Origin of the sequence: Mesorhizobium sp. LNHC252B00, assembly GCF_000502955.1 — a bacterium.
GTDB lineage: Bacteria > Pseudomonadota > Alphaproteobacteria > Rhizobiales > Rhizobiaceae > Mesorhizobium.
In genome coordinates, this window is the sequence record NZ_AYWO01000159.1 from 1 (window position 1) to 329 (window position 329).

The 329-nt window shown below is 59.0% G+C and carries 1 pseudogene; it reads right to left on the minus strand.

Features of this window, described 5'->3' with window-relative positions:
• Positions 1-329, minus strand: a pseudogene (locus X744_RS0139445) (FAD-dependent hydroxylase); the annotation flags it as partial.

Sequence of the window (329 nt, forward strand, 5' to 3'; positions counted from 1 at the left end):
TAGGCATGGCGGGTGCTTGCCAGGGTCATCTCTCCGAGACGTCCTCGACACCGGTTCATCAATTCCATGAGGAACAATTCGTCGTCGAGAGCAAACAGTCTGTCGGCCTCACTTGAGCGCAAAGTCAGAAGCAGCGACGACACGCCTCCCATGAGCGGCAACATCGCGATGGTCTGATGGTGGTCGAACCATTCGACCGCGATCTGGTGATGGAAGCGCTCGTGCCTCACTCGGCAAATCAGCATGGAGTGGCCAAGCGGATGGATGTTTGCGCCAATGCCGAGCAGGTCGCGCATCGCGGACAAACGCGAATCCGCTGCGACGAGCAG